Source organism: Streptomyces sp. NP-1717, from assembly GCF_022695985.1.
GTDB lineage: Bacteria > Actinomycetota > Actinomycetes > Streptomycetales > Streptomycetaceae > Streptomyces.
In genome coordinates, this window is the sequence record NZ_JAAPBF010000085.1 from 18,678 (window position 1) to 27,947 (window position 9,270).

At 71.1% G+C, this 9,270-nt stretch carries 6 protein-coding genes; 3 read left to right on the top strand and 3 right to left on the bottom strand.

What is annotated here, in order from left to right; genetic code table 11:
* Nucleotides 1-71: 71 nt before the first annotated feature.
* Both GXP76_RS18640 and GXP76_RS18645 read left to right on the top strand, forming a co-directional pair.
* Complete coding sequence (locus tag GXP76_RS18640; RefSeq protein ID WP_242572675.1) at nucleotides 72-1,601, top strand: glycosyltransferase family 29 protein; 1,530 nt, start codon at nucleotides 72-74, stop codon at nucleotides 1,599-1,601.
* A complete protein-coding gene (locus GXP76_RS18645; protein WP_242572676.1) occupies nucleotides 1,598-3,985 on the top strand; it encodes a glycosyltransferase in 2,388 nt (795 codons plus the stop codon). The genes GXP76_RS18640 and GXP76_RS18645 overlap by 4 nt, the downstream gene beginning before the upstream one ends.
* Nucleotides 3,986-4,125: 140 nt before the next feature.
* Here GXP76_RS18645 and GXP76_RS18650 read toward each other — a convergent pair whose 3' ends face one another.
* From GXP76_RS18650 to GXP76_RS18660, 3 genes are all read right to left on the bottom strand, one after another.
* The gene (locus GXP76_RS18650; protein WP_242572677.1) at nucleotides 4,126-4,932 is read right to left on the bottom strand and encodes a hypothetical protein; all 807 of its coding nucleotides are present in this window, start codon (nucleotides 4,930-4,932) and stop codon (nucleotides 4,126-4,128) included.
* Nucleotides 4,933-5,117: 185 nt separating this feature from the next.
* On the bottom strand, nucleotides 5,118-6,470 hold the full coding sequence (locus GXP76_RS18655; RefSeq protein ID WP_242572678.1) for an alpha-2,8-polysialyltransferase family protein: 1,353 nt from the start codon (nucleotides 6,468-6,470) through the stop codon (nucleotides 5,118-5,120).
* Complete coding sequence (locus GXP76_RS18660) at nucleotides 6,470-7,450, bottom strand: glycosyltransferase family 2 protein (RefSeq protein WP_242572679.1); 981 nt, start codon at nucleotides 7,448-7,450, stop codon at nucleotides 6,470-6,472. The genes GXP76_RS18655 and GXP76_RS18660 overlap by 1 nt, the downstream gene beginning before the upstream one ends.
* 187 nt (nucleotides 7,451-7,637) lie before the next feature.
* Here GXP76_RS18660 and GXP76_RS18665 point away from each other — a divergent pair, with 187 nt between their 5' ends.
* Complete coding sequence (locus GXP76_RS18665; RefSeq protein WP_242572680.1) at nucleotides 7,638-8,963, top strand: DUF6716 putative glycosyltransferase; 1,326 nt, start codon at nucleotides 7,638-7,640, stop codon at nucleotides 8,961-8,963.
* Nucleotides 8,964-9,270 lie beyond the last annotated feature (307 nt).

A 9,270-nucleotide genomic window follows, 5' to 3' on the forward strand; every position in this document is an offset into this window, starting at 1 on the left:
CGTCGCGCGGGTTTCCTAGCCTGTCGCCGACCCGCAACCTGATCGCGGGGCAGACAGACGCTGGGAGCACCATGACGAAGGTCCGCAACCGATGGCTCAGGCCGCGCGACGGGGACGGCCCGGCCGGGCCTCCCGACGGGGCGGGGCAGATCCCGGGCCGGGGGGACCGGATCACGCCGACCGAGCTGGACGTGTGCCTGCGCGCCTGCGCCGTGCACAGCGGGAAGCTGGTCGCCAGCCTCGACCGCAAGCGCACCGAGCTCGCCGAGAAGCTGCGCCTGGTGCTCGCCGCCCACGCCACCGACGCGGGCGAGAGCGCCCCGGCCGCGCCCGCCACAACGCCGCTCATCCGGCGGGCGGCCAAGAAAGTGGTCGCCGGGGGCACGGGCTCGCTGAGCGGTGAGCTGCTGGACGCGCTGCTGGCCGCCGGCAACAAGGCCCTGGAGTGCGGTTACGACGACGAGCTGCGGCTGTCGCTGCTCATCAGCGACGCCGTGCTGACCCAGCGCAAGAACTCCCGGGCCGGCTGGCGGCTGCGCGCCCGCACGCTGGAGGCCATGGGCGACGAGCCGGCGACCATCGCCGCGTACGAGCGCTACCTCGCCCTGACCGAGGAGGACGGGTTCGGTGTCGCGCCCCGCATCGCCGGTCTGCGCACCGGCGGCGAGAAGCAGGACGAGATCCTGCGGCTGCTCGAACGCGGCTGCCCGCAGGCGGCGGTGTACGCGGACGGCCCCGCCACCGACATCTGGGCCGAGGGCGTCGAACTGCACGCAGCGGGCGACGGCGCGGGCGCCGAGGCGCGGCTGATCGGCGCGCTGCTCGCGATGCGCGGCGACGGCAGCCCGGTGACGGACCTTCAGGTCTCCATCGGGCAGTACCTCGACCTGCGGCTCGCGGGCGGCGGAGCGGTCGAGGAGACCCGCCGGCTCGCCGCGCTCTACGGCGAGATGCGCCTGGCCCGGCAGCGCGGCCCGGTCCCCGACCCCACCTTCGGCGACGTCCAGTGGCTGACGCTCGGCGAGTTCCGCAACCAGATCGCGGGCAAGTCCATCTGTCTGATCGCCAACTCGCAGAGCGTCGGGCGCGGTTCGCTCGGCGCCGAGATCGACGCGTACGACCTGGTGGTCCGCTTCAACTCGTACAAGATCGACGCGGCGGCCACCGGCAGGCGTACCGACATCCACGCCTCCATCCACAAGCACGGCTTCAACTGGGACCAGAAGGTCACCACCCGGCTGATCTTCGGCGGACTCGCCAACGACTGGAAGAACTCGCTGCGCAACCGGCTCGTCCCCGGTGCCCAGACCTACGTCAACGACGAGTCGCTGCGCTGGCCGCTGCGCAACATCGGCCGCGTCGGCAACGACGAGTGGCCCGCCATCCCGACCAGCGGCTTCAACATGCTCTGGCTGCTGGACTTCCTGGACGTCAGCCCGAAGCTCGACCTGATCGGCTTCGACTTCTACGAGAGCGGTGCCTACCGCCTCAAGGAAGCGATGCGGATGCCCATCACGTCCGTGCACGAGTACACCAGCGAAAAGGCGTGGGTCATGGAACGCGCCCAGAGCGTGACCGACACGAGGATCTCCCTGCGATGACCACCGCCCCCCACGCCCCGGTCGGACCCGCCGCCGCGGCCGCCGCCACCGCGCCGCTGTCCGCCAACGCCCTGACCGGCAAACGACGCCTCGCCTTCGCCTCCTTCGTCGACGAGAACTATCTGCCCGGCTTCCTCGCGCTGCTGCGCAGCCTGGCGCTGTCCAACCCCGGTGTGTGCGAGGACTTCGTCGTCCTCCACGACGATCTGCGGCCCCAGTCCGTCGCGTCGATACGGGCGCTGCACCCGCGGGTGCGCTTCCACCGCGTCGACGCCGCGCGCTACGACAGCTACGAGAAGGGCGACCAGGACAACTACCTGGTCCGCAAGGCCTACTTCATCCTCGACGTCTTCCGGCTGCGCGACTACGACACGGTCATCACCCTCGACACCGACATGGTGGTCCTCGGTGACCTGTCCGAACTGCTCCAGCTGCGCGAGGGACTCGCGGCCGTACCGCAGTTCTTCTACGGGCAGCACAAGCTCAACAGCGGACTGCTGGTCATCCAGCGCGAGTACCTGAGCGACGAGTTCTGCGCGCGGATCGACGCCACCGGACGCAGCGGCGACTACGAACTGGACAAGCACGACCAGGGCATCCTCAACTCGGTGCTCGACGGCGACTTCGTCCAGCTCGACTCGCGCTACAACTTCGTCAAGCGGCGGCTCTCCGGCGACAAGCCCGTCCCCGACGACACGGCGATCCTGCACTTCACCGGACGCCACAAGCCGTGGCAGGGCGGCGAGGCCGGTTACACCCAGGCCGAGGACCGCTGGCGGGAGTTCGAGCTGACGGACGCGGAGTTCTATGCCGCGTACATGGCCGTCTCCGGCACCATGCACCACGACCTGGTCGTCAAGTACGGCACCGAGCACGTCGCGCGCACCGGGGACGTCGAGAGCGCCCGCAAGGTCGCGCACGCGCACATCAACGCGGGCGGCTTCCAGGAGGCCGCCGACATCCTCGGCAGTGTGCACATCCCGGTCGACGACACCTGGCCGCACGAGGTACTGGGACACGCCCTGATGAGCGTCTCCCGGTACGAGGAGGCCAAGGTCCAGCTGCACCTCGCGGCGGGCTCGCCCGGCCGGGCGGCGACGTCGTTCGGACGGCTCGCGCAGATCGCCTGGATCCACGGCGACGACGCGACGGCCCACGCGTACGCGATGCGTGGGCTGGCCGTCGACCCCACGCACCGTTCCAACCGGCTGATGCGGCTGCGGACCCGGGACCACGATCTGCCCGCCCCGCGCGAGGGCGCCCCCGAGGACCAACTCGCCCATGTGGCCTTCTACATGCCGCAGCAGGGCAACGCCGGTGACAAGCTGCTGCCCGAGTCCGTACGGCTCGCGGTCGGCACCAGCACCGGCGCGGACGGCGGAGCCGACACCGAGACGGGGGCGCGCCGCTGGCACTCCATCCACGCCCACCGGCTCTTCGACAAGGCCGCGCTGGGGCGTGTCAACGAGCGGCGCGGCCTGGTCATCGGCGGCGGCGGACTCTTCATCCCCGACACCGCGCCGAACGGCAACAGCGCCTGGCAGTGGAACGTCCCCGACGAGAACCTGAACGGCATCGACGTACCGATCGTCGTGTACGCGGTCGGCTTCAACGCCTTCGACGGCCAGTCCTACCGCGCCGGGCGCTTCAACTCCTCCCTGCGCCAACTGGTCGAGCGCAGCGCCTTCTTCGCACTCCGCAACCACGGCTCGATCGAGAAGGTCCGGGCGCTGCTGCCGGCCTCGCTCCACGACAAGGTGCGCTTCCAGCCCTGCCCGACCACGGTCACCCGGCAACTGGTCGACGGCTGGACCGACCCGGCGCCCGGGCAGCGCGAGAACACTGTCATGATCAACGCCGCCTACGACCGGGCGGGGCTGCGCTTCGGCCACGACTACGCGCACTTCCTGGCCGAGATGGCCAAGGCGGTACGGGCACTGGGCGAGCACACCGAGGTCCTGTGCGTGGCGCACTCGCTGGACGACGAGAAGATCGCGTTCGACCTGCGGCGCGAGCACGGTATCTCGCTGCCGGTCATCCCGATGTACGACTTCGGCAACGACGCGATCCGGGACACCTACGCCCGGACGAAGCTGGTCATCGGCATGCGCGGCCACGCGGGGATGATCCCGTTCGGCTGCGGCACGCCGATCATCTCGCTGATCTCGCACCCGAAGATGGCGTACTTCCTGCGCGACATCGACCGGCCGGAGTGGGGTGTCTCGGTCCACGACAGGAACCTCGGCGCGCTGCTCACGGAGCGCGCGCTGGGGCTGCTGAACGACCACGCCGGGTCGGTGGCCGACGTGCACGGCAGGCAGCAGGAACTGTGGAAGGTGACACAGTCGAACGCGGCGGACCTCCGGGGGATTCTGGGGGCCTGACCCGTAGGTGGTACGTCCTCAATCGCCGGACGGGCTGATTCAGCCCGTCCGGCGATTGAGGACACAACACGTAGCCTGTCCGGCGATTGAGGACACAACACGTAGCCTGTCCGGCGATTGAGGACACGGCTCGGCGCCAGTCAGTAGTGCACCTGCGTCGGGAACGTGGCCGTGGGGCTGAACAGCGCCGCGTACCCCTCCTCGTGGTGCCTGCGGTGCCGGCCCGCCCGGTTCGCCTCCGCCGTCTGGGCGGCGGACGGGGCGAGCATCCCGTTGTCGGCGAGGGCCTGCACACGCAGCAGCAACGCCCTTACGTCCAGGCCCAGTTCGCCCGCCACCGTCTGGAGGTCGAGACCGGACTGCCAGCTCCAGAGCAGCACCGAGTCCATGCTCGACGACCAGACCACCGTGTTGTTGTTCTCGGCCTCCGGCGTGTGGAGCACGGTCTGCGCGACGGCCTCCTGGTGGGGAGCCGTCTCCTGGAGCGGGGCGACGCCCTCGGTGCGCGGATGCGGCAGTTGCACCTCCGCCGGCGGGCTCTGGGGAACCTGCTGCAGATACGCCTGCTCGGAGTAGGTCTCCTCCAGCGGCGGCGCTACCGGGGGCGGTACGGGCGGCACCGCGGGCGGCGGCACCGCGGGCGCCTGCGCCTGTGGAATGGGCTGCGTGCTCGCCTGTGGGTAGCGCTCCAGCAACTCCTGGGCGACGCGGCGCGCGTCGGTCTTGCCGACCGTGCGCCGCGCCAGCCGTACCTCGCGCTCGTTCAGCCCCATCAGGTCCGCGACGGCCCCGTCGTTGCCGACGGTGACGGCGAACGCGGCGAGCGTCCGGCTCCGCTCCGCCTGCGCCTCGTCCAGTACGGCCTGAGCCTGCCGCACCTGTTCGTCGCTGGCACAGAAGGCTTCGGCGAGGACGCTGTTCCTGTCCCAGAGTTCACGTGGATCCACGGGACTACCAACGCCGGTGGGCCGGAAGCGAATACGCCTTTACCGCGACTTTGCGTCGATTTCCGCCAAATGGACCAAAGAGGCGCTATCACCTGAAAGGGCGACTTGACGCCCAATCGCCCTGGTCGCAGGCCCGTCCGGCGACGCAGGGCGGACACGGGCCGTCCCGCGGTTGACGACAGCGCCTACGCGCGCAGCCGCAGCACCGCGCGCCGCAGGCGTCGCGCCCGGCGGACCACGCGCTGCGCCGCCGCGTTCTGCGGGATGCGTACGAGCTGCGGGCCCACCGCGCCCGGCAGCCCGAGCGTCGTGAGACGGCGGCGCTTGAAGTACCGCAGCGTGTGCGGGTCGAGCCGCGCCGCCAGGAAGCTCTCCGCCGCCGGCCGCAGCCGCGGGTGCATCTGCGGCTGCATCGTGAAGCCGACGGCCGTGACCAGCTCGGCGGGACTCGGCTCCGGCCGGTACGTACCGTCGTCGTCCAGCGGCGGGACCAGCGCGTCCACCAGTGTGACCGGCACGCGGTTGCTGTTCTGGAACGGCGAGAGCCGGTCGAGCAGCATGTCCGTGCCGGTGCGGGCCACCGGGATGCCGAAGAACGCCGACGCCGTGAACAGCGCCGTCGAGAAGCAGCCGACGACCAGGGCCGGCTTCAGCCGCCGGTACAGCACCTCGGCGAGCACCGGACGCTCCAGCACGGTCAGCGAGGCGCCGAGCCTCGACGCCTCCTCCTCCAGCCGCCGCGACCAGCCGGCCGGCGCGGTGGGGTGCGGTTTGAACACCACGTGCCGGTGGCCGAGTCCGACGACGCCCCGCACCATCCGGATGTGCAGGTCCTCCTCCTCGCGCTCGGTGATGATGCCCAGCGTGGAGAGGTACTGCCCCAGCAGCAGCGCGGGTTGCTCGGCCGGGATCTCGAAGTCCGTTGCCGTGTCCGCCAGTTGGTCCAGCACCCGCAGGAAGTCCGGGGTCGGCACCGTCCGGGACGGGACATCGAACTCGGTGAGCAGCAGCGGCACCAGGCCCGGTACGAGATCGAGGTGCAGCAGCCTGCGTATCCGCGCGCCCACCTGGAGATCGAGCCGGTTACGGGTGGGGCCGTAGCTCATCAGCCCGTCCGCGTACACCTCGATCCTCGCGGCCGTGAAGATCTCCGCCAGCGTGAGCGCGGGGCTGACCTGGATCGATTCGAGGACCAGCTCCACCGCGTCGTCGCCCAGACCCCAGGCGAGCCGCAGATGGCGCTCCCAGATCGGCAGGTCGTCCTCGCGGGGCACCCAGCCGCCGGGGTGGAAGGGCGCGATCGTCTCGTTCCACGACAGCACCGAGTCGAACCGGTGGCGCAGCCGCTCGAAGCCCGGCATCTCGTGGACGGCGGGGGTCAGCTCCGGCGTACCGGCGTTGTTGCTCACGACCAGGACGGTCCGGTCGACCGTCTCGAAGAGGCCCGCGTCGACGGCCGCGGCCAGTGTGGCGGCGCCGTACAGGGTGGAGGCGTAGAACACCCGCGTCGTACGGCCGCCGGAGTAGGACGTCGTCATCAGGCCGCCGCCTTCCCGCTCGCGCCCTGACGCCTGCGCAGCCGGCGCAACTGGGTCGAACGGTCCAGGTCCATCGAATTCAGCGCTTCTCTCAGTACGTCCTGCGGCAGCCGTTTCATCGCGGCGGCGCTCATCGCGCGCAATTTCCTGGCCACGGCCGGTTCGAATCGTTCTTTCGCCGCCAAGTGGTGCGAAATGATGGCCAGATAGGTGCGTACTGCTTTCAGCAGAAAACGTTCGCTCTCGCGGTCCGCCGCCGTTTGGGCCACGACCTGGTCGAACGCGCGGATGAAGTCCAGTTGCCGTACGTCGCCGATCTGGGTGAGTGACGAGGCGACGCCGCGCCGGTAGAAGATCCCGAGCAGTCCCACCGCGGCGAACGACTCCGCCTCGCGGTGCAGCCGCCAGATCCACGGCCGGTCCTCGGCGGTCCGCAGCCCGTCGGTGAAGTGCAGCAGCCCCCGGTCGGCGAGGCGCCGGTGGTAGATGCCGGCCCAGGCGTACGCGTAATCCACCGACGTGGTCCTGTCGGCGGGCAGGATCGCCTCGCGCGGCTCCAGGACCTCGCCGCGCGGGCCGACCGGGACGCGGTGCACCGTACGGGCCCGGCCGGTGAACTGCACGTGGTCGGTACGGACGAAGTCGCAGCCCAGGCCCTCGACAGTGGCCAGCAGGGCCTCGTAGTAGCCGGGCCTCACCCAGTCGTCGCCGTCGAGGTAGGTGATGTATTCACCGCGTGAGGCGTCGAGACCGGTGTTGCGCGCGGTGGCCAGTCCGCCGTTCTTCTCGTGTCTCAGCAGGACCGCGCCGGGCAGATCGCGTTCCGCGCGCCGCAGCAGCTCGGGCGTGCCGTCGGTGGAGCAGTCGTCCACGAGCAGGAACTCGAAATCCTTTCGCGTGTTCGCCGCGAGGCTCCGGAGGGTTTCGGGGACGTATGTCTGCACGTTGTAGAACGGCACGACGACAGAGAGCTTGACCACGCCGTGGACGCTATGGGGCGGTCCGGCATTCGTTCCGACATCCGCGGGGATGCCAGGTGAACGACGGATGGCGGAATGGTTAACCGAGCCCGTTCCCGGGCCATTTCGCCATCCGTCGACCCTCTGTTAACCCTTTATTGCTGTTGCGTTGGGCCGCCAATCCCCATGCCTTCCTAACGTCCAACACGTGCCATCACGTACCAGCAAAACGGTCCGGGTCGCCGTGCTCGCCGACTCCGACACACGGTGGAAGTGGGGCGCGCTGACCGCGCGCCGCATCGCACCCGACGACCGCGACATCGAGCTCAGCGGCTTCCTGCTGCGCGGACGAGCGACGCCCACCGCCCGCCAGCTCGCCGAGGTGGGGGCCGAGGCCGACGCGCTGCGCGAGATGACGGGGACCGAGTTCCTGGACGTGCTGCGCGAGGAGACGTACGACGTCGTCGTCCTCGCCCTCGTCGGCGGCGCCGTACAGGCCATGCTGCACGGGATATCCGCGCTGGGCCTGCCCGACCGGCCCGCGCTGGTCACCGGCTACGTCGGTGTCGTCTACGAGAAGCTGTCCGACGGGCTCCTGCTGCGCCACGGCGCGGACATCGTCCTCGCCAACTCCCGCCACGACGCGCAGCGTTTCCGCGCCGTGTACGAGGGCGTGGGCGCCGACTCCGGTTCGGTGACCGAGGCCGCGCTGCCCTTCCTCGGCGGCGCGCGCTACACGCCCGAAGAAGGCAGGGACACCGTCGTCTTCGCGGCCCAGCCGTCCGTCCCGCTGACCCGCGGCGACCGCGCGTACCTGCTGCGGCGGCTGGTCGAGCACGCGAGGCTGCACCCGCGCCGCGAGGTGCTGCTCAAACTGCGCAGCCGCGTGGGGGAGCAGACCACGCACGTCGAGGAGTACCCGTACCAGCGCCTCGCCGAGAAGCTCCCCGGCGGTCCGCCGCCCAACTTCCGCCTGGTGTACGGGAACATGGGCGAGGTCCTGGACGGTACCGACCTGCTCGTCACCGTCTCCTCGACGGCCGCGCTGGAGTCCCTGCACCGCCGTATCCCCACCGCGATCCTCACCGACCTCGGGATCCGCGAACCGCTCGGCAACCACCACTTCATCGGCTCCGGCTGCCTCGCCTCCTGGGACCAGCTCGACGGCGGGCAGCGGCCGAAGGCCGATCCCGTCTGGGCCGACCGGCAGGGGGTCGCCGCCGACGGCGGTTACTCCTCCGCCTTCGACATGGCCCGCGAGCGCGTCGCGAAGCTGCTGGCCGACGGCGAACTGCCGCCGATCACCCCGTACTACACGGCGACCACCGCGCCCGGCTATCTGCCGGGCCTCCTCGCCCGCTACCACCTGGCGCCCGACGGCACCCCGCTGACGGCGTCGAACCGCACGGCGCAGACGGGCACGACGGGCGTACGCCGCGTGGTCCGCGACACCGTCCGCGCCGCGGCCCGCGGCGCCTACCGCCACGGCGTCCAGCGCGTGGCCCCGGTGATCCGCCGGATGGGCGAACTGTGACGCGCCCCCTGCCGAGCGCTCCGACGCGGCTCGGAGCCGCGCCCGCGGGCGCCGTTCCGCCCGGACCCGCTTCTGTGGGCGCCGCGCCTGGGAACGCCGTGCCGGCGTCCGCGACCGCGGCGTCTGCGGGTGCCGCGCCTGGGAGCGCCGTGTCGGCGTCCGTGACTGCCGCGACTGCGGGTGCCGGGTCCGGGAGCGGCGTGCTCGCGGTCGGTGGTGACGCCCCGGTGTCCGGGGTTGCGGCGCCGGAAGGCGACGCGTCAGCGAGCGCGAGCGCCCCGCTCGCGTCCGGCGGCCACGCCCCACG

What these genes read in the sequence shown, in the direction of transcription:
- GXP76_RS18640 (WP_242572675.1), top strand. Translation starts at nt 72, where the DNA reads ATGACGAAGGTCCGCAACCGATGGCTCAGGCCGCGCGACGGGGACGGC.
- GXP76_RS18655 (WP_242572678.1), bottom strand. Translation starts at nt 6,470, where the DNA reads ATGACGACGTCCTACTCCGGCGGCCGTACGACGCGGGTGTTCTACGCC.
- GXP76_RS18645 (WP_242572676.1), top strand. Translation starts at nt 1,598, where the DNA reads ATGACCACCGCCCCCCACGCCCCGGTCGGACCCGCCGCCGCGGCCGCC.